The organism is Faecalibacterium sp. I3-3-33 (assembly GCF_023347295.1).
Taxonomy (GTDB): domain Bacteria; phylum Bacillota; class Clostridia; order Oscillospirales; family Ruminococcaceae; genus Faecalibacterium.
Genome location: NZ_CP094469.1, coordinates 1993749 through 2014945 on the forward strand (window position 1 = coordinate 1993749; position 21197 = coordinate 2014945).

Genomic DNA, 21197 nt, shown 5'->3' on the forward strand with positions numbered 1-21197 from the left:
CTGCGTACGTGCGTACCAATCTCTCGTACGCACGTACGCAGTAAAACGGCTAAAATCTCCTATATAGGGGTGTTCTTCTGGAAATCAATATGATATACTCAACTTAACCAACCATCAACTAATAGGAGGCGGTAATATTATGGGAAAAACTTTTGTGTGTAGCTTATGCCGTAATGGAATCATTGGCGGTGGTTTGTACATTGATGAACAGAGCATTACATATTCAACTCAAAAGCTCACAGTCAGTCCACTGTATCGCAACCTTGTATTGCCCATGAACGAGATAAGGGAGCTTTCATGGAGTCAGATGGTCGTTCCTGTTGCAGCAATTTCCATGAAAGATGGAGAATGTTATAAATTTATCATATATAACAAATCAGGATTTGAAAAGGCATATAAGCAATATAGCAACCACCAAGAATGAAATCACCTAGCAGGGTTTGGGGCAGGCACGCCCCAACAAGAAGCTGTCCCAAAAGGGCAAGAATTTTCAAGAATTGAAAATTTGTGGCCACGGGACGATTCTTGCTCTCACGAAAACCCATACTTTTTGAAAATCCGCTTTTCGCAGCCAAAGGAGGATGCACCATGAAAAAAGAGATCGAAGCCTTCGTCAACGCAGCCAACGAGCAGGAGTTGGAAGCCGCATGGAATAACCTCTCGGCAGAGGAACAGCGAGTTTTCGAGCAGCTCATGGAGGAAGAACCACCCGAAGATGCACTGGCATTTTTCGCACAGCTGTATGATGATGCCCCGAAAGAGCAGACCAGCGAGACTGTGAACATCTCCGAAAATGAAATCTATTTCAAGCGGAAGCCCTTGACCGAAGAGCAGAAGAAACACAGCTCTTATGTGGACGAGAACGGCAACCTCCATGTCAAGAACCTGTCCGCTTTCTGGATTCCAGAACTGACCACCACGGAGAAAGTCGGTCACACCACCTACACCGTGACCGGCAGCTATGAGGGCAAGGAGTCCTTTTTGAAGAAGCTGGAGCGCATTGTTGCCAAGAACGCCCAGCAAAAATTTGAAGATGAGGGTGCAGACGAATGACAACTGCGTCCAATTCTGCTATACTTGACCCGGTAACCAATCCTGTACCGACAGTTGCTCCACAGAGTAAGGAGGACACAACAATGTCTGGAGCAACGAATAAAATCACCGCACTTTACTGCCGACTGTCGCAAGAGGACGCACGGCTCGGCGAAAGCCTGTCCATTGAGAACCAGAAGGCTATCCTTCTGGAATACGCCAAAAAGAACCACTTCCCGAACCCGGTGTTCTTTGTGGATGATGGCTACTCCGGCACGAACTATGACCGCCCCGGCTTTCAGAGTATGCTGGTCGAGATCGAAGCAGGGCGTGTAGGAATCGTTATCACGAAAGACCTGTCCCGACTGGGGCGCAACTCTGCCTTGACGGGTCTGTACACAAACTTTACCTTTCCCCAGTATGGCGTTCGCTACATTGCCATTAACGACAATTACGACACCATTGACCCGAACAGCGTAAACAACGATTTTGCGGGTATTAAGAACTGGTTCAACGAGTTTTACGCCCGCGATACCAGCCGCAAGATTCGGGCTGTCCAGAAGGCCAAGGGAGAGCGTGGAGTGCCGCTGACGGTCAATGTTCCGTACGGCTATGTAAAAGACCCGGAGAACCCGAAGCATTGGCTTGTTGACCCGGAAGCGGCTGCGATTGTGAAGCGCATCTTCTCCATGTGCATGGAGGGACGTGGCCCGACCCAAATTGCAAACCAACTGTGGGTGGACAAAGTTCTGACTCCCACCGCCTACAAGCTGAGCCATGGCCGGAGTACAAACGCACCTGCCCCGGAAGACCCTTACCGCTGGGATAAAAGAGCAGTAAGTTTGATTCTGGAACGCCGGGAGTACACTGGCTGCACAGTCAACTTCAAGACCTATACTAACTCTATCTGGGATAAAAAGAGACATCTGAATCCTGTGGAAAATCAGGCTATCTTCCCGGATACACATGAGCGCATTATTGACGATGATGTGTTTGAAAAGGTTCAGGAGATTCGTAACCAGCGTCACCGCATGACTCGGACAGGCAAGAGCAGCATTTTCTCCGGTATGGTCTACTGCGCTGACTGCGGTTCCAAGATGCAATATGGTTCGTCCAACAACAGGGACTTCAGTCAAGACTTCTTTGATTGCTCTCTGCACAAGAAGAACGGGAGCAAGTGCAAGGGACACTTCATCCGGGTAAAGGTTCTGGAAGGACGTGTACTGAGTCATGTTCAGCGGGTGACGGACTACATTCTCCGTCATGAAGACTACTTCCGCAAGGTCATGGAGGAGCAGCTTCGGGTGGAAAGCACCGAAAAGCTGACCGTCCTGAAGAAGCAGCTTGCCCGGAATGAGAAGCGGATTGCAGACCTCAAACGGCTGTTCATGAAAATCTACGAGGATAACGCCAGCGGAAAGCTGAGCGATGAACGCTTTGACATGATGAGCCAGAGCTACGATGCCGAACAGAAGCATCTGGAAGAGGAAGCCCTCTCTATCCAGCAGGAAATCGAAGTACAGGAACAGCAGATCGAGAATATTGAGAAGTTCGTCCAGAAAGCGCACAAATACGTTCATATTGAAGAACTCACCCCTTATGCTCTCCGTGAACTGGTGTCAGCCATCTATGTGGATGCCCCGAATAAGTCCAGCGGAAAGCGGGTGCAGCACATCCATATCAAGTACGATGGGCTGGGGTACATCCCTCTGGATGAACTGGAAGCAAAAGAAAAGGCGTGACCGAAGTCACGCCAAATCTTCCCCATTTAGGGAACTTTTGCAAATACTGTTTTATGGGAACTCTGCTCTGGGGAACTCCCTGTTGTACATATCGCTATCGTCTGTGGCTTTTGCCAGGGTGCGTCCGGGTGGGCGCACCCTGTTTTTTGTTTTGCCCTTAATCTTCTAACCCATGGCTTCCAGCTACTTTTTTCAAATACTCCTCCGGCTCACCATTCAAAATCAAATCGGCATAGCCCTGCAGGCATTGTAGATGAGGTATCCATTTCTACGACAAATCCTTGGAGTATACCCAGTTTGTGATGGGTGGAGAAATCGAGCATTATCTTTCCCTCGCCTGCGACCATGGCAGACTGGAAGATCAACATATATTGACAGCAAACCGACCACTGGCCTGTACTAGAATACAGGTTCGTGGTCGGTTTTTATTATATCTTAACTTCGTCTAATGCTGGCATCGCCGGAATTGCACCGTGGCGACTGGTGGTGATGCTGGCCGCTTTGTTGGCAAAAGCCCGAATGGCTTCCAGTTTGTCCACAGTCAGGGTGTCCAGCTCTTCCTTGCAGAGCTTGGACAGGGCAGCACCAAAGAAGGTATTCCCTGCGCCGTTGGTGTCGCCCACCTTGCAGGGAACGCCGGCCACATGGCCGGTTTTCTCTCCAAAGCGGTAGAATACGCCGTTTGCACCCAAGGTGACAAAAATCAGTCGGATGCCGTTCTGTGCCAGTTGTGCCGTGCCACTTTCGCAGTCGGTGGTGCCGGTGAGCAGGGGCAGTTCTTCATCGGACACTTTCAAGATATCCACCAGCGGCAGGGGTGCTTTCATCTGAGCAATGGCATCCTCTTTGTTCTTCCAGAGGTTGGCACGGTAATTCGGGTCATAAGTAATGACAGCACCCAGCTTTTTGGCGCGGGCAGCAGCATCCAGCGTAGCGGTGCGGGAGGGGTCGGCGGTCAGGCTGACAGAACCGAAGTGGACGATTTTCGCGGCTTTCAGAGCCTTGTCCGAAATGTCCTCTTTGCTCAGCATCACGTCGGCGTTGGCGCTGCGGTAGAAGCTGAAATTCCGCTCACCGGTGGCATCCACCGACACGACTGCCATGGTGGTGGGGTGGTCTGCATCCACCGCCATGCCGGAAACGTCTACCTTGTTTTCTGCCAGAACCTCTTTCAGGTAGCGACCAAAGGCGTCTGCACCCACCTTGCCAATAAAGGCGGTCTGTGCCCCCAGCCGGGCAGCAGCCACCGCCAGATTTGCTGGGGCGCCGCCGGGGTTTGCGGCAAACTGAGGGATGCCTTTTTCATCCTTGCCGGTCTGGGTCAGGTCGATCAAAACTTCACCGATCGTTACAATATCCATGGTTGCTCCTTTCAGCGGCGCACCAGCAGTGCCTGATAGGGTTTCAGCTCCACATCCGCCAGCCAGACGGAAGCTCCATCTGCGGTCTGATACTCGCCGCCCAGAGCGTCCAGACTTGCCCCTGCCGGGTACTCGGTAAAGTTGAACAGTCCCACCAGCGTTTCCTCGCCGCGCTTGCGCACCAGTGCCAGCACGCCGGGGTTATGGCTGTCCCATGTGGTCACCCACGCATCCGGGGCAAAGCAGGGGTCTGCCCGCATTTTGCGCAGTTCTTCCATGCCCTGCCACAGAGCGTTTTGCAGCGTGCCTTTCCGGGTGCGCTGCTTTGCATCCTCCCAGTTGAATTTGCTGCGGTGCAGATTGCGGCTGTCCTCTACGCGGTCGGGGTCGTTTTTGTAATCCCAGCCATTGCGCTGCGCAATCTCATCGCCACAGTTCAGCATGGGGAAGCCCTTCAAGAATGCCATGGCGGTGTGCAGCAAAAGGTCACGCTTTACGGCGTAGTCCAGTGCGATTTTATCGCCCTTTTCCAGTGCCTGCTCCACGCCGCACAGGCTGGCGGTGGTGCCGCAGCTCCGGGCATCGCCGGTGGCAGGGTCGTAATTGTACAGCTCACCCTTTGCCCAGCTGCCAGGGAAATTGCCCTCGTAGAAGTGGTACAGGTATTCCTTGTGCTTCTGCGGGTCGATGCCAAGCCGGTTTTCCACCGCCTCGTCCAGACCCCAGCCGATATCATCGTGGCAGCGCAGATAGTTCACGAACCAGCAGTTGTCCGGCAGGGCGTGGAGGGCATCCAGCTGGGCTTTCAGCAGCCGGGTGTCCCGGCTGGCAAGGGCACCCCACAGGTTGACCATGGTGGACACGTTGTAGAGCATGTGGCATTCCGGTTTTTCCGGCGTGCCGAAATAGGCAGCAAGCTCCTTGGGTGCCATGACCACCTCGCCCTTGAGGATGACCGCCGGACAGACTACTTCCAGAACCATGCGCAGCATCCGCACGATGGTGTGCACCTGCGGCAGATTGCGGCAGGTGGTGCCAAGCTGTTTCCAGATATAGGGCACGGCATCAATGCGGAACACTTCCACGCCGAGATTTGCCAGATGCAGGATGCTCTTGGTCATGTCCACGAACACCGCCGGGTTTGCGTAGTTCAGATCCCACTGGTAGTCGTGGAAGGTGGTCAGCACCCACTTGTGCATTTCCTCGCACCAGGTAAAGTTGCCGGGTGCGGTGTTGGGGAACACCTGCGGCACGGTCTGCTCGTACTGGTCGGGGATGGTGCGGTCATCATAGAGATGGTAATACGCCTGAAACCATGGGTCGCCTGCCTTTGCTGCCATCGCCCAGCGGTGGGTGCTGGCGGTGTGGTTCATCACGAAATCCAGACACAGGCTAATGCCGGCTTTCCGCAGTTCACGGGTCAGGTTTTCCAGATCCTTGTTCGTGCCAAGGGCAGGGTCTACGGTGTCGAAATCCTCCACCGCATAGCCGCCATCGTTGTGAGGGTGGGGCATCTGCAGCAGGGGCATCAGGTGCAGATAGGTCAGCTTCTGCTCTTTCAGGTAGGGCAGCTTCCTTGCCAGCTCTTTCAAATTTCCGGCAAAGAGGTCGGTGTACATGGTCATGCCGAACATATTGCCACGCTTGTACCACTCCGGGTCGGCAGAGCGTGCCTTGTCCAGTGCTTTCAGCTCGGCGCTGCGGGCGTTGTAGGCGTCTGCCATCTCCCGCTCCAGAACCTCCAGCCCTTCCCGGTTGTGGTACAGTTCCATGAACAGCCATTCCAGCTCGTCCTGATGGCGGGCAAAACGGGTGGAAAATGCAGTTTGATCCTTCATCGCATTCATTCCTGTCTTTGCAGTTCAGACCAGTTCCAGCAGCTGTCCAAAGGACTTCAGGTTGAAGTCTCCGGCACCGGCTGCGCTGGCATCTCCCACGCAGGCGACCTGAAAGCCCCCTGCATGGCCCGCCTGTGCACCGGAAACAGCATCCTCGACCACCAGACAGTCCGCCGGTTCCATGTCCACGAACTGTGCCGCCTTCAGGAACACTTCCGGGTCCGGCTTGGAGCGGGTGATGTTGTTGCCATCGCTGACCGCATCAAAAAAGTTCTCCAGCCCCAGCCGCTTCAGGATAAAAGGAGTGTTCTTGCTGGAAGAACCGATGGCAAGCCGGAGGCCCTTTGCGCGCAGGGCGTTCAGGGTGTCCCGCACCTCATCCGACAGGTCTGCAGTGCTCATCTGATGCAGGCTTTCCCGGTAGATGTCGTTTTTCATCGTGGCAAGCTCTTCCTTTTTGGCATCGGAAAGCGGCTGGCCCTGATAACGCTCCAGAATGATCTCCAGACTCTCCATGCGGGACACGCCGCGCAGGCGGTTGTTGATGGTTCGGTCAAAGTAGATGCCCATGGAATCCGCCATCTTTTTCCATGCCTGATAGTGGTATTCATCGGTGGAGCAGATCACACCGTCCAGATCAAAAATGATCGCTTTGAAGTTCATAATTCAGTCCTCCTGTAACATTGCAAAGGCTTCCCAGGGACGCAGCTGCATCGCCGGGCACGGGGTGGTATCCTCATAATTCGAGATCAGCAGCGTACCGGCGGCAAAGGTCTGCGGCAGGGCAAGCGCCGCGCTGCTGCCGGTCAGGTTGCAGACCACCAGCAGTTCCTGATCGTCCAGCGTCCGGGTATAGACGTACAGCTGCGGGTCCTCCGGCAAAAGCAGGTCGTAGCGTCCGTACACGATGACCGGTGTGGCATGGCGCAGCGCAATGAGCTTTTGATAGAAGTGGAACACGGAATCCGGCCTTGCCAGCTGCTCCGCCGCGTTGATCTGCCGATGGTTGGGGTTGACCCCGATCCATGGTTTGCCGGTGGTAAAGCCGCCGTTGGGCGAGTCGTCCCACTGCATCGGGGTGCGGGCGTTGTCCCGGCTCTTGTAGCGCAGAAAGGCCATCATCACCTCCGGTCCGATCACCCCGGCACCGGTCAGTTCGCGGTAAGCGTTGATGCTTTCCACGTCCCGGAAATCCTCCAGCGTTTCAAAGTGTCCGTTGGTCATGCCCAGTTCCTCGCCCTCGTACACATAGGGCGTGCCCTGCATCATGTGGATGCACAGGGCCAGTGCCTTGGCGCTGCGTTCCCGGGCTTCCGGCGTGCGGTCGTCCCCCATGCGGGACACGATGCGGGGTTGGTCGTGGTTGCACCAGTACAGGCTGTTCCACGCCTTGTCCTGCAGATCGTACTGCCACTTGCTCAGCAGCTGCTTCAACTCCACGATGTTGATCTTGCGCAGGTTCCACTTGAAGCTCTCGCCGCCGTCCAGATCCATGTGCTCGAACTGGAACGCCATGGTCAGCTCAGTGCCGTTTTCGTTGGCATACTGGCAGGCCTGCCGGGTGGTCAGGCCCGCGCACTCCCCCACCGTCAGCAGGTCGTAGCAGCTCAGCACCTCCCGGTTCATCTCCTGCAGGTACTCGTGCACCCGGGGGCCGTTGACCACAAAGGGGGCAAAACTGCCGTAGATGCTGCCGGGCTTTCGTTCGCCGTCCGGCATCTGCGGTGTTTTGCTGATCATGCTGATCACGTCCATCCGGAAGCCGTCCACCCCGCGGTCGCACCACCAGCGCATCATTTGGTAGATCTGCTGCCGGAGCGCCGGGTTCTCCCAGTTCAAGTCCGGCTGAAAATCCCCGAAGGTATGCAGATAATACTGTCCGGTCGTTTCGTCATACTTCCACGCACTGCCCGAGAAGTTGGACCCCCAGTTGTTGGGCGGGCCGCCGTTGACCCCATCCCGCCAGATGTAGTAGTCCCGGTAGGGGTTCGATCTGCTTTTGCGGCTTTCCTGAAACCAGCGGTGCTGGTCCGAGGTGTGGTTGACCACAAGGTCGATGACCACCCGCATGCCCAGTGCATGCGCCTTTGCCAGCAGGGCGTCAAAGTCCGCCAGCGTGCCGAACTTTGGGTCGATGGCCTGATAATCGCTGATATCATAGCCCATATCCAGCCCCGGAGACTGATAGAAGGGGGAAAGCCAGATCACGTCCACACCCAGTGTGTGCAGATAGTCCAGCCGGGCAGTGACGCCGGGCAGGTCCCCGATGCCATCGCCGTTGGAGTCCTGAAAGCTGCGGGGGTATACCTGATACACCACCGCTTCCTTCCACCACGTTTTTTTCATTTGCAGAACCTCCTGTTCCAACAAAAAAGGGCGCAGTCCCTCTGCGGCTGCCCTTGCTGCAAACCAGCTCCGCATCCGGAAAGGCTGCCGGGAGAAAACTGCGCCCCTGCGTAAAGTGATTTACTTTTCGCCGTCCATGCGTACACCGACCAGGAAGAACTTGTTGAAGATCAGGTACAGCAGGATGATGGGCACCACCGAGATACAGGCAGCAGCCATGACCTGATTCCACATGGTTCCGGCGTTCTGGGACTGGAAGCTCTGCAGTCCCAGCGTCAGAGTGTACTTGGTCTGGGTCTTGAGGTAGAGCATGGGTTTGGTGAACTCATTCCAGAACCCCATAAAGCCGAAGATGGCGGTGGTCGCAATGGTGGGCCGTGCCAGCGGCATGGCAATGCGGAAGAACACGCCGTAGCGGCCCAGACCGTCGATCTCGGCGGCCTCGATCACATCCCGGGGGAAGTTCATAAAGAACTGCCGCATCAGGAAGATGTTGCCGATGTTGGCTGCTGCCGGAAGGATCAGGGCCGTGAAGGAGTCCAGCATCCCAAATTCCTTCAGCAGCAGGTAGTTGGGGATCAGCAGCACCTGCCCGGGGATCATCATCAACAGCAGGAGACCGTGATAGATTCGGTTCTGCCCGGGGAAGCTCAGGCAGGACAGCGAATAGCCTGCCATGGAGTTGATGAACACGTTGATGACCGTACCCACCAGCGAGATGATAAGCGAGTTCAAAAACCAGCGCGGGAACAGCGAGCTGTGCCCGAAAATGGTGGCATAGTTGTCCAGCGACATGTTGCCGGACAGCAGGCTCATGTTGCCGCCCACGATCTCCCGCAGGGGTTTGAAGGAGGCCGCCACCATCCACAGGAAGGGATACAGGGTGACCAGCGCATACAGGATCAGCACTGCATACAGCAGCACCCGCCCCGCAGACATTTTTCTTTTCACGATGGATGCACCCCCTTAGTACAGACGTTCCGAAGCGTTCAGCTTTTCGGACAGGCGGGAGACCGCCATGATGACGATGGCCAGCACGATGGCAATGGTGGAAGCATAACCCATGGCATTGTTGGTGCCAAAGGCGTAGCGGTACACCATCAGCGAGACGGTCAGGGTGCTGTTGGCAGGCCCGCCGGAGCCGTTGGAGAAGATGTACGCCTGATCGAACATCTGCAGCGTGCCGATGATGCCGGTAAGCAGGACATAGGTGGTGATGGGCTTGAGATACGGCACTGTGACGTTGGTGAACTTCTGCACCGCATTGGCACCATCAATAGACGCTGCATCGTACAGATTCGCCGGTAGATCCTGCAGGCTGGCAAGGTACATGGTGGTGTACTGCGGCACGGTGGACCAGATGTTCATGATCATAATGACCTTCAGCGCAAACTTGGGGTCGTTCAAGAAGTTGATGCCACCGCCCACCGGCAGGATGCCCGTCTTGATGAGCATCATGTTGATGGGTCCGGTCACGCTGAACATGAACATGAAGATCAGGGTCAGTGCCGAGCTGGAGGTCAGCGTGGGCAGAAAGTAGATGGCGCGGAAGGCGTTTTTACCGCGGATGTTGCTGTTCAGCACACTGGCGATCACCAGAGCGATGATGGTCTGGCAGGGCACCACCACCGCCGCAAAGCTCAGCGAGTTGGTCAGAGCCTTGCGGGCGATCTCATCAGTCAGCAGGCGCTTGTAGTTATTCAGTCCCACAAAGGTGTAGGTGTCTGTGAATAGATTGACCTTGTGGAAGGACAGGTAGACCACAAACAACGCAGAAATGCCGATGAACACCCCGATGATGAGCAGGGCCGGTGCCAAAAACACATAGCCCTGCCGCCATTCCTGCAGCTTGCGCTTTGTGGGCTTTGTCCGTGGTGACCGCTTTTTTGCAGCAGTCGGAGTGCTTCCAATCATAAAACGTTTCCTCCATAACAGCCCCGGCAGGTTTTCCTGCCGAGGCCCGCACGATTTCTGCTCAGGTCATCCGGTTCAGGCTCAGCCGGCGTTTGCGATCTCCTGATTTGCCTGATCCTCGGCAGCCTGCAGGAACTGCTTGGTGGTCATCTCACCGCTGACAGCCAGAGGCAGATAGTTCTGGTAAGCAGTGTTGATGATGCTCAGGTTGCTGCCCAGCTGCCAGGGCAGAGAGCAGGCGGTCATTGCAGAGTGCACAGCCCAGACGGGATCGCTCTCCACATCCATTGCCTTAGCGGCATCGGCACGCGGGGGCAGGCAGCCTGCGCCGGAGCACCAGATGGTCAGGCCGTCCACAGAGGTGACGTACTTGATCCATGCGGATGCCATGTCCTTGTTCTGAGACATTGCGTAGATGCCGTAGCCCACGGTGTAGCTCATGGAGTACTGGGTGCCGTTGTAGACGGGCATCTCCTTGACGCCGAAGTGGATGTCGGAGTAATCCACCTTCAGGGTGCCGTAGACCCAGTTGCCCTCTTCCATGATGACGGTCTTGCCGGTGCCGAATGCCTCGCCGTTCCAGCCCAGACCCAGATCGGAGGGAGTCTTCCACACGCCTGCGTGGACCAGATCCAGAATGAAGTCCATGTTGGAGACCACGCGGTCGCCGGTCAGGACAGGCTTGCCCTCTGCATCGATCAGTCCATCGGTGCCATCCTGCAGGATGTACAGGTTGCGGGACAGATCCTGATTGTAGGTCATGGCAGCGATCTGGTTGGGGCCGTACTTCTCGTCCAGACGAGCCTGCAGGTCGGTGAGGAATGCCTTGTACTCCGCGTAATCGCCGGGGATATCCTCTGCGGTGAAGCCCACAGACTCCAGCAGGTCGATGTTATAGTAGGTAGCCAGCGTGGAAGCATCCTTGGGCACGCACTGCACGTTGCCGTCCGCATCGGTGAAGGCTTCCACCAGGTTGGGGTAGAACTCGCCCAGAGAATACTCCTCGGGGTCCAGCACGTCCATCACGCCCAGAGAGCTGTAGAAGGGGAACATGGAAGCATCGATGTAGAACACATCCGGTGCGGTCTTGCCGATGAAGTCGGCCTGGATCTGGGTGTTGTAGTCGGTGTAGACCTTCAGCTCCACCTTGCAGTTGTGGTCAGCCTCAAAGTTTTCCTTCAGCTTGTTGATGGCAGCGGTCTCCTGATCGTTGCCGCCCCAGATGCCGACCGTCACGGTGCGTCCGCCAAAATCCCCCTCGGCTGCACCGGCAGCAGTGCTGGAAGCCGCAGAGCTTGCAGCGGTGCTGGTGCTCTTGTCACCGCCGCAGGCGGTCAGAACGGAGGCAGCTGCCACAGCAGCGCACAGAGCGGACATCTTGATGAAAGTTCTTCTTCTCATTTTTGTATTCTCCTTATCGTTTTAAATTGGGCAGCATGGTTCACACAGTTCCCCTGCTGCGTCGGACAATGGGATGGTTCACAACGTTTCCGTCAGCACAGCGGTGAAGGCGTGCTCGGTGCCGTTGACCGAAAGGGTGACCGGAGCCGTTGCCGTCAGGTTCGTCACCTTCAGGGCGGTCTTGTCGATCTCCACATGGAGCTTCTGGCCCTTCCAGTAGATGTAGAAATCCAGTGCGCTCCACGCCTTCGGCAGCTTGGGGTCGATGCGCAGTCTGCCTTCCAGCATCCGCACGCCGCCAAAGCCGAACACCACGGACTGCCAGATGCCTGCGATGGATGCGGCGTGGATGCCGGCATCGCTGGTCTTCATGTTGGGGCCCATATCAATGGCTGCCGCCCGCCGGAACAGGTCGTATGCCATGGCACTGTCGCCCATGTCGTTTGCCAGAATGGTGTGGGTGGACAGCGACAGCGAGGAATCGTGCAGGGTGCGCGGCTCGTAGTAGTTCCAGTTGGCGCGCTTGGTTTCCAGATCGAACTGGTTTTCCAGCAGCAGGAACATGATCATAATGTCTGCCTGCTTGGACACCTGCATGTTGCAGATCTGGTGCTGGTTGAAGTCGCGGTAGATGCTGCCGATGTTCTGCTGGTTCTTGTACTTAGTCAGGTCGATCTGCTTCAGACTCAGGTAGGTCTTATCCTGCGGGATGACGCCGTCCTCGCGGGGCTTGGGCAGGTAGATGCGGGGCAGCTTTTCGGCCCACTGTGCTTCCACCCGGGGCAGGTCCAGCTTTTCAGCCAGATGTGCGTACAGCTCCGGCTTCTCCTGCTTCAGCTTCTTGGCGTATTCCATAGCCTTGCGGATGTTCCACGCCGCCATATTGTTGGTGAACGCGTTGTCGTCCACATGCTCTTTGTACTCATCGGGGCCCACCACATCGTTGATGTGCAGCAGCCCGTCCGTGCCTTCCTCCAGACGGCTGACCCAGAACTTTGCAGTATCCAGGATCAGCTCATAGCCGCAGTTGTCCATGAACTCCTGATCGCCGGTGACGGTGTAGTACTGCCATGCGCCAAAAGCCACATCAGCGGTGATGTGCTGCTCAATGAAGCCGGACCAGATCTTGATAGGCAGGCCGGTGATGATGTCTGCAGCACCCCATACCGGGGTCACTTCGCCATCATCGATCCATGCGGCTTCCCACGGGAACTGTGCGCCCTCGTAGTGGTTGGCGGCAGCCTTCTTGTGGGCACCGGTCAGCCCCAGAAAACGGTACTCTTCCAGACTGCGGGCGATCTCCGGTGCCGAGTAGATGAAGTAGGGCAGAATGAACATCTCGGTGTCCCAGAAGGTGTGGCCCTTGTAGGCTTCGCCGGACAGACCCTTGGCAGCCACGTTCATGCGGTTGTCGTGGGCGGGGGTCATCACATACAGATGATACTGTGCAAACCGGATCGCCAGCTGGTCCACCGGGTCTGTGCTGTGGATGGTCACCGGCACATTCTCCCACACCAGCTTGTTCCATGCGGCAGCGCTCTCGCACAGCAGTGCATCGTAACCTGCGGCGGCGGCTTCCTTCAGATCCTCCAGAGAGATCTGCTGCATCTGCTGGAAGTCCTTGCCCTCGCTGGAACGGTCCCGGCTGGTAAAGACGTTGGAGATCTTTTCAAAGGTCAGGGTCTTGCCCGCCGGGATCTCCAGATCAAACTCCTGCTGGATGATCCGGCGATCCATGACGATGAAGCCCTTCTTGTCCAGCGTCTCGCCGTCCAGCGCAAAGGTGAACATCGTGTTCAAAAAGAAGTCGATGCCGGACTGGCTGGTGGTCTGGGTGTACTGCATCACCCGGCCGTCGTACAGGCGCTTCTCGCCTTCCGAGAAGTGCTGGCTGCCGGTGTTGTTCATCTGACCGTTGATGCCGCCGACCACCATTGCGGTGCAGTCTGCGGTCAGCGGCGTGACAGACACCTTCTGGGCGATGACATGCTTGCGCTGCATGGAAACAAAGCGGCGAAACTCCAGCCGATACTGTCTGCCGTTGGGGCATTCCCACACCACCGTGCGGACGGTCTCGCCGTTTTTCAGGCACAGCTCCCGGCTGTAATCCAGCGTTTTGCCGTACTGCAGGTTGAAACGCACCCCGTCCAGACGGAGATTCAGCCGGGTGACGTCCGCTGCGTTAGGCAGCTCGGTGACTTCGTTGTCGTCAAACTTATTGAATGTGCCCGCCACGAACAGGTTCCGCTGCTCGCCGGCATTGAACTCGTCTGTGGCGTTGCGCAGGCCCAGATAGCCGTTGCCCTGACACATGATGGCTTCGCACTTGCCCAGACATTCCGGGTCAAATGCACGCTCGATGACTTTCCACTCAGACGCCTTGGAATAATCCATATTGGTGTTTGTCATGTTGGTTCCTCCGAAAACCGACCGCCCTGCGCGGTCGTTGTTTGAGATGATCTTCTAAGAATTCTATCGCATCCCGCAGCTGCTGCCGCAAAGAAGGATCAATGGTAAAAATAGTAGTTGGAGATCAGCCCCAGCGCTGCAAGGCCGCACAGCTGCGCCCCCGCAGCGAACAACAGCGGGATGCCTGCCAGCGTAAAGACTGCGGTGCCCACGGCCGCCAGCGGCAGATACATCCGGACGCTGCGCTCCACATCGTTGGTGTTCCGGGTGCGGTGAACACACAGCCACCCCGCCAGAACCGCCTCTGCCACGCAGACCAGCAACAACAGCGGGCCGGTCGCCACCAGCGGCATGGAAGCGTTCAGCCCGAACGTCTCGTCCAGATTCACGGCTCCGCCTCCTTTTGCAGCTGCTGATATTCCCGGCGGGTGACCACTCTGGTGTTGCCCACCAGATCGTGCAGCGGACGCCCTGTAGTCAGCATCAGCACCAGACTGACCGCTCCCGCCAGCCATCCCGCCACCGGGATCAGATACATGGAGCGTACCAGCTCCCGCAGCCCGACGTAAAGAATCGGTGCCTTGACACCGGAAGCATCCACCACCGCCAGCCTGCCGATGCTCTTGCCCACCGTTGCGCCGTGGTTGTATTCGATCATCAGCGCGCCGTATACGGCAAACAACAGCCGGAACAGCAGGTCCGCCTGCGCCGCCTGCAGCCCCATGACCCCCAGCATCAGAAGCTGGACCGGAAGCAGCAGCAACAGCAGGTCAATCAGGCCGCAGCCCAGACGAAGCAGCGCCATAGTGATCTTGTTCTGCTCCATTTCTCCGCCCTCCCGCTTTGTGTATTCCGTTGTAAAAAACGTTTTTTAGAAAACGTTTTCCATGTCACAATGATAACATAAAAGCGGGCTGTTGTACAGCCCGCATAATCCACAAAGAATTCTGCATCAGTTTGAACAATCTGCCCAAAAGCGCGTTTTTTACCCCTTCGCAGCCGGTGCAGATCCCCGGACCACCAGCTGATACATCAGCTGATCCGAGCTTCCGGCGCTTTGTTTGCCGGAGATCTTTTCATAGACCGCCGCCCCCGCCCGGTAGCCGATGGCGTAAAAGTCCTGCCGGATGGTGGTCAGCCCGCCGTAAACGTACCGCGCCGTGGGAATGTCGTCAAACCCCACCACCGCAATGTCCTGCCCCACCACAAGACCTGCTTCCTCCACTGCACGGCAGGTGCCCATTGCCATCAGGTCACTGATGCAGAAAAAGGAGTCGATGCGCTTGTCCCGGGACAGCAGTTCCTTGGTTTTCTGGTAGGCACTGTCCTCCAGAAACTCACCGGCTGCCATCCGTCCTTCCATGACCGGCAGTCCGGCGCGCTGCATGGCGTTGTAGTAGCCCTGCACGCGCAGGTTGGAAACGTCCGCATTGCGGTTGCCGTAGATCAGCGCCGGGTTTGTGCGCCCGCTGCCGATCAGAAAGCTCACCGCCTCGTCCGCCGCCTTTACATTGTCGATGGTGATGTCCATCACGTTAGGGTGCCCGGTGCGGATATCAATGCAGGCGCAGGGGATCTCGATGTCCGCCATCTGCCGCACAAAGGGATCATCCAGCCGGAAACCACTGCAGATCAGTCCGTTCAGTCCCTTGCTCAGGCACAGCCGCCGCAGGGTCGTCTCGTTCTGAGACCTTGTATCGGTGGTCATCAGCAGAAACTCCACGCCGTTGTTCCGGCACGCCTCGCACACGCCGCTGAGAAAGCCGTAGACCGCGCCGCTTGGCTCCGACGGACGCAGCTCGTTGATGAGCAGGCCAATGACCGGGTCGGAGATGCCGCCCATGCTCCGCCCGGTGGCATCCGGCACATAGTCCATCTGCTGTGCCAGATCCTGGATTCGCTTTCGGGTGTCCGGGTTCACCCCGGGGTAATCGTTCAGCGCTTTGGAAACGGTTGTAATGGACACGCCCGCTGCTTTGGCGACATCACGAATGGAAGTTCGTTTCATGATAACAATCCTCTCTCCTGTGCAATCCTGACAATTTTAGTGTACCACAGTTGAGTATTGATTGCAATGCGTCCATAAAAAACGTTTTTTCTTTCCAAAATGCTGCGTTCCCTTTGTGCGTCCCAATAAAGTAGAACATCCCGGCTTCGCTCTCTGCGTTTGGCAAGCGGAACAGCCGGGACGTTTTATCGAAAGACTTCTTCTTTTATGCCTTTTGGGGCTTCATGCCCCAAAAAGGCATTCATGAGTTTTCCTCCTTTACAGCAGCTCGCCATAGTGGGTGGACGTAGGCTTTTTTTCAGGCTGGTGGCCAGCACCATGTACAGCGGGATGCAGGGGATCAGGTATGCAAAGTAGGCCGCAGGCAGTGCCACAAAGTCCAGTGCCGCGCCAAGATGGAGCTGGTAGGGCGATCCGGATCATGAAGCTGCCCATGCTGGAGGCATCCCATTTCCGAGACCTGGCGATGAACTCCTCGTCCACGTTGTCCCAAGGGATGGCGGTGCAGGAGAGGTCGTAGATGAGGTTCAGGAAAATGAGATGGACGCTCACCATGGGCAAGAAGGGCAGCAGCGCCGAGGCTGTCGGCACCGAGAACATATTGCCGAAATTGGAGCATGCCGTCATTTTAATGTACTTGATCAGGTTGGCGTAGATCTTGCGGCCCTCGATGATGCCCTGTTCCAGTACCATCAGATCTTTTTCCAGCAGGATGATATCTGCCAACTCCTTGGCCACATCCACAGCGGTAGCCCTTTGCAGCATGGTGGATGTGCCAGTTGTTCCGCAGCCTGGCTCAAAGGTTACGTTGTATACGCCAACCTGTACGGCGGACAGGGCGCCAGCTAGCTTTTCCGCGTCTGCTATGGTGGTGATGTAGTAGAGTTCCTTGTCTTTGACCTTCTGCCACAGTGCGGTCAATGACCGCCTTCAACTGAGCATTGATGGAGTAGAAGTATACCGAACTTGCCATGCAGGGGGGCGACACCATCGATACCCGGCTGGAGATGTTCCGGCATCAGCGAGATGTGCTCACCCAGCAGATTCAGCAGTTACAGCACACGCTGGAGACCGTGGAGCATAAATGTTGGTTCTATGAAACCGCCAAAGCCACTGGGACGGTGGATATTCCCGGTGCGATGACCGATGAGGATGTACCTGATCAGTTCCGTGCCATCCGGCGGGAGCTGCGGGGGCAGAGTAAAGAACAAAAGCAACGCTAAAACGCCGTTCCGGTTGTTCCCAGAACGGCGTTTCTCTTAATCTTCTAGCCCATGGCTCCCGGCTGCATTTTTCAAATATTCCTCCGGGTCACCATTCAGAATCAAATCTGCATAGCCCAGCGGATCATTGTAGATGAGGTAGTCCAGTTCCGTCTGCTGTGCCATGGTAATATCCAGCGCATCCTCGACCCCGGTGCAGTCAATGGAGATTTTTCTCCCGTCCCGGAGCAGCAGCTCCACGCAGCCAGTGTCTATATTAAACTTGCAGGCTCTTTCATCGTACTTCATAATCATACCCTCCAAATCTTGTTATTGGCTTACGGTCTATGACAAGGTATCGGAGTTTTGCGCCGTCCACGGGAGCCTTCATTGTTGTACCCGAAGAAAACGAAAAATCCGAACCCTTCTCCAATCGGAAATAGGTTCGGATTTTTCTTGTTTGGTGGGCGCGGGTGGATTTCGCGAGCCGCGCATCTAAAAAAGCCCCGCAGGGGCTTTTTTACCCGCCGGACTATTCGGCGGGTCGATGCTGTTCGAATCCACCCTTGTAATCCCTTTTGCAAGACAGATAAAACAGAAACTCCGGTACCCATTGGATACCGGAGTTCTTGGTGGAGCGAAGCAACCCAAATCCGAACCATTGCCCTCTGGGGCATCTTTGGCGGCGATTTCATCGAAAGTGATGGTTTTTGTGCCGTCTTTGTAGTTGAATGTAATCAAAACTTTTTCATCATAGAGATAAACAGCATTCACGAAGGTGTTGATGAGCGTTTCCCGGTGGCTTTTCACCCTCGTGTCCAGCTTGCGGAGCCGGGTCAGCCAGAAACGGATCTGATTCTCACTCAGCCGGGGCTTTGCGATTTTCTCCTCGGCAATGCGGACTTCCAGTTCTTTCTGCTGTTCTTCCAGCTTTTCCAGACGTGCCTTGGTGGAACTGGTCAGTACACCCGCTTGGATGGCGTTCAGCATATTCTCGATGCTGTTCTCCACCTCTTTCATCTGCTTTTCCAGCAGGGGCAGGGTGGTGTTCTCCTGCTCTTGCAGTTCCAGCACCTCTGCAACGATGGCATCAATCACGGCATCGTCCTGAATCAGCTTCATGGTTTCAGCCACGACTAGATCTTCCAGCCATTCCTTACGGACGGTCTTTTTCTTGCAGGTCTTGAAACGCTTCGCGGTGGCGCACTTATAATAATGATGAACGACCTTGTTTCTACCCGTGCCGCACTCGCCGAACATCATCGCGCCGCACATTCCGCAGAACAGCTTGGTGGTGAGCAGATAATCGTCCTCGGCTTTGTGACGGGCAGGAGCGCGGCTGTTCTTTTTGATTTTCAGCTGCACTTCTTCAAACAAGTCCTTGTCCACGATGGCCGGGATGCTGTCGGGCATCACAATGTCCTTAAAGTGGTTTTCTCCGATGTAACGTTTGTTCGTCAGCAGCGTCTGAACACTGTTGTAGGTGAACTTCTGGTTGCGGTTGGTAGTCACACCACTGTCATTCAGCCAGTTCATCAGTTCTTTCATGGTCGCGCCCTCATTGTACCGCTGGAAGGCTTCTACCACAAAGGGAGCTTTCAGCGGGTCGATTTGAAAGAACTTCTCTTCGTCCACCTTGAAGCCAATGGGAATCGTGCCGCCGTTGTACTTCCCCTTTAGAACATTCTCGGTCATGCCGCGTACGACCTTTTCAGACAGCTCTGCCGAGTAGTATTCAGCCATGCCGGTGAGCATACTCTTGACCATGATACCCGCAGGGCTGTCAGAGATAGGCTCGGTGGCAGATACCAGCTTGACATGGTTGCGTTCCAGCAGGTATTCGTAGTGTGCCGAATCGTAACGATTTCGGGCGAAACGGTCAAGTTTCCAGACCAGCACGATGTCAAACAGCCGTTTCTCGCTGTCCTTGATCATCTGCTGGAAGTCCGGGCGGTTGTCGGTTTTGGCAGAGAGCGCACGGTCGATGTAGTGCTTGATGACCGTGATACCGTTCTTTTCGGCGTAGGCGGTGCATTCCCGAATCTGCCCTTCGATGGATTCCTCGCGCTGGTTGTCGCTGGAATAGCGGGCGTAAATCACAGCGGTCATGGCTGCACCTCCTTATTCATTCTCCGCAGACGGTGTCACCGTTCTGCACTTCCTTGATACCAGCCTGTAAAGCGGTATGGAGCTGTTCATCCGTCATGGTGTCTGCATTCAGCGCAGTCGGGGCTTTCGGCAAGGACAGTGGAAACGGAATGCCGCCCGTCAGCGTAATCTGACGCAGGTACATATCAATGGCGGTCGCCATTGGAATGCCGAGCTGCTTCAGCACATCCTCGGCTTGCTGTTTGACGATAGGACTGACCCGGACATTCAGCATTTGTGTTTTTTCCATGGGTATCACCTCACGATTATTGTAATGCTTTTTGCATTACAAATCAACAGCTCCATTTACGACAAAGAAAAATCTACGAATTGCACAAGAATAAGCCAAAAGTCTCGGCAATATTCACGATATTTCAACTCGTAAGATATGAATGTGGCGTCCATTCAGAACGAGGGAATACAGTTTTGCAAGATCCCTGCCATCTGGCATTTAGGGAGAACCAGTTTTTCCCACAGAGGCTTGAATATTTTCTGAACCGGCAGCATATTCCGGTTTGCAAGAGCTATCCGATAAAAGTATCTGTGCTCTTTGCTATAGCTCAGATAAGGCATCAACATCGATTCACCTTGATGTTCTCGCTCAGAGGGCCATTCTTCGGTAATGCGGAGCAGTTCGCCGTTCAGATAATCTTCTGCGTCCTGTAACATTGCATGAATGTCTGTATCCATCACCGACTTGACGGCATTGGTTTGAGTGGCCGACCCAGATATCTTAAATTATCTCTCTATGTTTACAAAACATCTGTGATTCTCTCTTTCTATTACGTAAGGACGCAAATGAGGGGCCCCATAAACGTCCTACTAAAAAAAGGAGATTATTACTATGTTACTCAAAAATGGAAGTACCGGAAACTATGTTATGTACCTGCAGTATGGACTGCATATCATGTGCTGCCCTCCGGGTAGTTTTGACAGCAAATTTGGCTCTGGTACTGAAAATGCTGTTAAGAAGTATCAGGGCAAAAAAGGTCTTACCCAAGATGGCATTGTTGGCGATGGTACATGGAATGCACTGGTAAGCGACATTAAAACTATCCAGCAGCTCCTGAAGAACAAAGGTTATTACGCCAGTACGGTGGATGGCCTTGCAGGTTCAGGCACTTATAACGCTGTTATCAGTTTTCAGAAAGCATCCGGCTTGACTGCCGATGGTATGGTCGGCAGTGCCACCCTGAACGCATTGAACGCTTCTTCGGGCGGTACAAGTGGTCAATCTCATTCAATCACTCTGCCTACTGATAGAAACTATCTTTGGGCACAGAAGAATTCGGAGATTGTTAAGCTTGTTGGAAATAGCGGTTGCTCGCTTGTTGCTGTGTTGAATACCGCTAATATCTATGGTCCTCGTGAATTCACCCCTAACGAAGTCCTGACTGCCTGTGGAAATTGGGGTGCAAACGGTCTGAATACTTGGGCTCTTCCCAGCGAGTGCAATGGTAAAATCGACACGAGCAAATACACTCATGGCGGTAAGGTGCAGGCGACTGTATTCAGTGCAGTCAAAGCAAGTATTGACAATAACCTTCCCATCATTATTCGACTCAACAGTAGCAATGGCAAAAAGACGCATTTTGTCACAGCGATTGCTTATACTGGCGATTGCTCCTCTGCAAGTAGCATTTCCGTCATTGATCCTGCTGGTGGTGTCATTCGAACTCTTGAGGAAGCGGGAACTGCACGCAATGAAACCGTATACGGCGATTATATCGCAACCGCTCGTCGCTCCTAAATATCTCTACTCTCTTCATCAACAATAAGTTGTAAAGCATCATTTT

At 55.1% G+C, this 21197-nt stretch carries 20 protein-coding genes and 2 pseudogenes; 6 read left to right on the top strand and 16 right to left on the bottom strand.

Annotated features, from left to right (window positions below; all coding sequences use genetic code 11):
* The first annotated feature begins 139 nt into the window (after positions 1-139).
* From MTP39_RS09355 to MTP39_RS09365, 3 genes are all read left to right on the top strand, one after another.
* Entirely contained in the window at positions 140-424 is a 285-nt protein-coding gene (locus MTP39_RS09355) for a hypothetical protein (protein WP_015538118.1), read from the top strand.
* 164 nt (positions 425-588) lie between these two features.
* On the top strand, positions 589-1053 hold the full coding sequence (locus MTP39_RS09360; protein WP_112120869.1) for a hypothetical protein: 465 nt from the start codon (positions 589-591) through the stop codon (positions 1051-1053).
* Positions 1050-2774 (top strand): recombinase family protein, encoded by a 1725-nt coding sequence (locus tag MTP39_RS09365; protein WP_154276619.1) that lies wholly within the window; start codon positions 1050-1052, stop codon positions 2772-2774. Before MTP39_RS09360 ends, MTP39_RS09365 begins: the two co-directional genes overlap by 4 nt.
* 157 nt (positions 2775-2931) lie before the next feature.
* Here MTP39_RS09365 and MTP39_RS14055 read toward each other — a convergent pair.
* Positions 2932-3035: pseudogene (locus tag MTP39_RS14055) on the bottom strand (DUF6061 family protein); the annotation flags it as partial.
* Positions 3036-3055: 20 nt separating this feature from the next.
* On the opposite strand from MTP39_RS14055, the gene MTP39_RS14110 reads away from it, so the two are divergent.
* Positions 3056-3223 carry a hypothetical protein gene (locus MTP39_RS14110; protein ID WP_442899397.1) on the top strand — a complete coding sequence of 56 codons (168 nt, stop codon included), beginning with the start codon at positions 3056-3058 and terminating at the stop codon, positions 3221-3223.
* Here MTP39_RS14110 and MTP39_RS09375 read toward each other — a convergent pair.
* From MTP39_RS09375 to MTP39_RS09430, 12 genes and pseudogenes are all read right to left on the bottom strand, one after another.
* A complete protein-coding gene (locus MTP39_RS09375; protein ID WP_249240324.1) occupies positions 3203-4135 on the bottom strand; it encodes a carbohydrate kinase family protein in 933 nt (310 codons plus the stop codon). The two genes, MTP39_RS14110 and MTP39_RS09375, sit on opposite strands and share 21 nt — an antisense overlap.
* A gap of 11 nt (positions 4136-4146) precedes the next feature.
* The gene (locus tag MTP39_RS09380; RefSeq protein ID WP_249240325.1) at positions 4147-5973 is read right to left on the bottom strand and encodes an alpha-amylase family protein; all 1827 of its coding nucleotides are present in this window, start codon (positions 5971-5973) and stop codon (positions 4147-4149) included.
* A 24-nt stretch (positions 5974-5997) separates the two neighbouring features.
* A complete protein-coding gene (gene pgmB / locus MTP39_RS09385) occupies positions 5998-6636 on the bottom strand; it encodes a beta-phosphoglucomutase (protein ID WP_249240326.1) in 639 nt (212 codons plus the stop codon).
* Between the two features lie 3 nt (positions 6637-6639).
* On the bottom strand, positions 6640-8319 hold the full coding sequence (locus tag MTP39_RS09390) for a glycoside hydrolase family 13 protein (RefSeq protein WP_249240327.1): 1680 nt from the start codon (positions 8317-8319) through the stop codon (positions 6640-6642).
* A gap of 120 nt (positions 8320-8439) precedes the next feature.
* Entirely contained in the window at positions 8440-9270 is an 831-nt protein-coding gene (locus MTP39_RS09395) for a carbohydrate ABC transporter permease (protein ID WP_249240328.1), read from the bottom strand.
* 15 nt (positions 9271-9285) lie between these two features.
* Positions 9286-10233 carry a carbohydrate ABC transporter permease gene (locus MTP39_RS09400; RefSeq protein WP_249240329.1) on the bottom strand — a complete coding sequence of 316 codons (948 nt, stop codon included), beginning with the start codon at positions 10231-10233 and terminating at the stop codon, positions 9286-9288.
* 81 nt (positions 10234-10314) lie between these two features.
* Positions 10315-11634, bottom strand: a complete 1320-nt coding sequence (locus tag MTP39_RS09405) for an ABC transporter substrate-binding protein (RefSeq protein ID WP_249240330.1) — start codon at positions 11632-11634, stop codon at positions 10315-10317.
* Between the two features lie 78 nt (positions 11635-11712).
* Positions 11713-14043 (bottom strand): glycoside hydrolase family 65 protein, encoded by a 2331-nt coding sequence (locus MTP39_RS09410; RefSeq protein ID WP_249240331.1) that lies wholly within the window; start codon positions 14041-14043, stop codon positions 11713-11715.
* A 98-nt stretch (positions 14044-14141) separates the two neighbouring features.
* Positions 14142-14432, bottom strand: a complete 291-nt coding sequence (locus MTP39_RS09415; RefSeq protein ID WP_249240332.1) for a hypothetical protein — start codon at positions 14430-14432, stop codon at positions 14142-14144.
* Positions 14429-14869, bottom strand: a complete 441-nt coding sequence (locus tag MTP39_RS09420) for an RDD family protein (protein WP_249240333.1) — start codon at positions 14867-14869, stop codon at positions 14429-14431. The genes MTP39_RS09415 and MTP39_RS09420 overlap by 4 nt, the downstream gene beginning before the upstream one ends.
* A gap of 159 nt (positions 14870-15028) precedes the next feature.
* Complete coding sequence (locus MTP39_RS09425) at positions 15029-16051, bottom strand: LacI family DNA-binding transcriptional regulator (RefSeq protein WP_249240334.1); 1023 nt, start codon at positions 16049-16051, stop codon at positions 15029-15031.
* Positions 16052-16309: 258 nt separating this feature from the next.
* A pseudogene (locus MTP39_RS09430) lies at positions 16310-16801 on the bottom strand (magnesium-translocating P-type ATPase); the annotation flags it as partial.
* A 221-nt stretch (positions 16802-17022) separates the two neighbouring features.
* On the opposite strand from MTP39_RS09430, the gene MTP39_RS09435 reads away from it, so the two are divergent.
* Positions 17023-17274 (top strand): hypothetical protein, encoded by a 252-nt coding sequence (locus tag MTP39_RS09435; RefSeq protein ID WP_249240335.1) that lies wholly within the window; start codon positions 17023-17025, stop codon positions 17272-17274.
* 36 nt (positions 17275-17310) lie between these two features.
* Here the strand turns inward: MTP39_RS09435 and MTP39_RS09440 are convergent, their stop codons facing one another.
* The 3 genes from MTP39_RS09440 to MTP39_RS09450 all read right to left on the bottom strand — a co-directional run bounded on the left by MTP39_RS09440 (position 17311) and on the right by MTP39_RS09450 (position 19651).
* Positions 17311-17562 carry a DUF6061 family protein gene (locus MTP39_RS09440; protein WP_249240336.1) on the bottom strand — a complete coding sequence of 84 codons (252 nt, stop codon included), beginning with the start codon at positions 17560-17562 and terminating at the stop codon, positions 17311-17313.
* Between the two features lie 186 nt (positions 17563-17748).
* Positions 17749-19362, bottom strand: a complete 1614-nt coding sequence (locus tag MTP39_RS09445; RefSeq protein ID WP_249240337.1) for a recombinase family protein — start codon at positions 19360-19362, stop codon at positions 17749-17751.
* 16 nt (positions 19363-19378) lie between these two features.
* Positions 19379-19651, bottom strand: coding sequence for a type II toxin-antitoxin system RelB/DinJ family antitoxin (locus tag MTP39_RS09450; RefSeq protein WP_117505255.1), 273 nt, complete (start codon positions 19649-19651; stop codon positions 19379-19381).
* Positions 19652-20245: 594 nt separating this feature from the next.
* Between MTP39_RS09450 and MTP39_RS09455 the strand changes: the two genes are divergently transcribed.
* Positions 20246-21151, top strand: coding sequence for a peptidoglycan-binding domain-containing protein (locus MTP39_RS09455; protein WP_117505259.1), 906 nt, complete (start codon positions 20246-20248; stop codon positions 21149-21151).
* Positions 21152-21197 lie beyond the last annotated feature (46 nt).